We start from the raw sequence: 1800 nt of genomic DNA on the forward strand, positions 1-1800 counted from the left end.
TGAGCGCGCCAGATAGACCTGACCCATACCGCCCGCGCCCAGCCGGCCGAGCAGCCGGTACGCCCCGATGCGCTGCGGGTCTGCCGGCCCGAGCCGGTCGAGTCTCTCCATGCCGCGCCACCCTCCCCCGAATTGTGAGCAACAGCCCGAGAATAGTGCGGACCTACGACAGAGAGTGCGGCGTCGGCCCGTACGGTTCCGTAACGGACGCGACACGACAGACTGTCGTGTTCCACGGCAGGGCGCAGACAGGACGCCGATGGTGTGCGCACGGGCCGGGCCCTTACCCTCGGGCCCATGACCCCTCAGCCGAATCCCCAGGTCGGCGCCGCCGTCAAGGCCGCGGACCGCAAGCACGTGTTCCACTCCTGGTCCGCACAGGAGCTCATCGACCCGCTCGCCGTCGCCGGTGCCGAAGGCTCGTACTTCTGGGACTACGACGGCAACCGCTACCTCGACTTCACCTCCGGGCTCGTCTACACGAACATCGGGTACCAGCACCCGAAGGTCGTCGCCGCGATCCAGGAGCAGGCCGCGAAGATGACGACCTTCGCGCCCGCGTTCGCCGTCGAGTCGCGCTCGGAGGCCGCACGCCTCATCGCCGAGCGCACCCCCGGCGACCTCGACAAGATCTTCTTCACGAACGGTGGCGCGGACGCCGTCGAGCACGCCCTGCGCATGGCCCGGCTGCACACCGGCCGCCCCAAGGTGCTCTCCGCGTACCGCTCGTACCACGGCGGCACCCAGCAGGCGATCAACGTGACCGGTGACCCGCGGCGCTGGGCCAGCGACAGCGGCACGGCGGGCGTCGTGCGCTTCTGGGCGCCGTACCTGTACCGCTCGCGCTTCTACGCGCAGAACGAGGAGCAGGAGTGCGCGCGGGCGCTCGAGCACCTGGAGACCACGATCCAGTTCGAGGGTCCGGAGACGATCGCCGCGATCATCCTGGAGACCGTCCCGGGCACGGCCGGCATCATGCTGCCGCCCGCCGGTTACCTCGCGGGCGTGCGCGAGCTGTGCGACCGGTACGGGATCGTGTTCGTGCTCGACGAGGTCATGGCCGGGTTCGGGCGCACCGGCGAGTGGTTCGCCGCCGACCTGTACGACGTGACGCCCGACCTCCTGACCTTCGCCAAGGGCGTCAACTCGGGGTACGTGCCGCTCGGCGGCGTCGCGATCTCCGGTGCGATCGCCGACACCTTCGGCAAGCGGCCCTACCCGGGCGGTCTGACGTACTCCGGGCACCCGCTGGCCTGCGCCGCCGCCGTCGCCACCATCAACGTGATGGAGGAGGAGGGCATCGTCGCCCACGCCGCGAAGCTCGGCGCGGACGTCGTCGGGCCCGCCCTGCGCGAGCTGGCCGAGCGGCATCCGTCGGTGGGCGAGGTGCGGGGCGTCGGCATGTTCTGGGCGCTCGACCTCGTGCGGGACCGGGAGACGCGGGAGCCGCTCGTGCCGTACAACGCGGCGGGTGAGGCGAATGCGCCGATGGCGGCGTTCGCGGCGGCGGCGAAGGCGAACGGGCTGTGGCCCTTCGTCAACATGAACCGTACGCATGTCGTGCCGCCGCTCAATGTCTCCGAGGCGGAGATCAAGGAGGGGCTGGCGGCGCTCGATGCGGCGCTGACGGCGGCGGACGCACACACCACCTGACCCCGGGGCTCCGCCCGGCCCGGGGTCAGGCCCGGCCCGGGGGCGCGTCCGGCTCGGGGCGCGCCGGGCCGGGGGCGCCGCTTGAATCGGGGCCCTGCCCGGCCCGGGCCGTGGTGCCGCCCTGCTCCCACCGTCCCGCCCCCTCCG

General features: G+C 72.3%; 1 protein-coding gene. It reads left to right on the forward strand.

Annotated elements, in window-relative coordinates:
• The first annotated feature begins 297 nt into the window (after positions 1–297).
• On the forward strand, positions 298–1653 hold the full coding sequence (locus GTW43_RS23495) for an aspartate aminotransferase family protein (protein WP_161304024.1): 1356 nt from the start codon (positions 298–300) through the stop codon (positions 1651–1653).
• Positions 1654–1800: the final 147 nt, after the last annotated feature.

It is taken from the genome of Streptomyces sp. SID5785, from assembly GCF_009870065.1.
Lineage (GTDB): Bacteria > Actinomycetota > Actinomycetes > Streptomycetales > Streptomycetaceae > Streptomyces.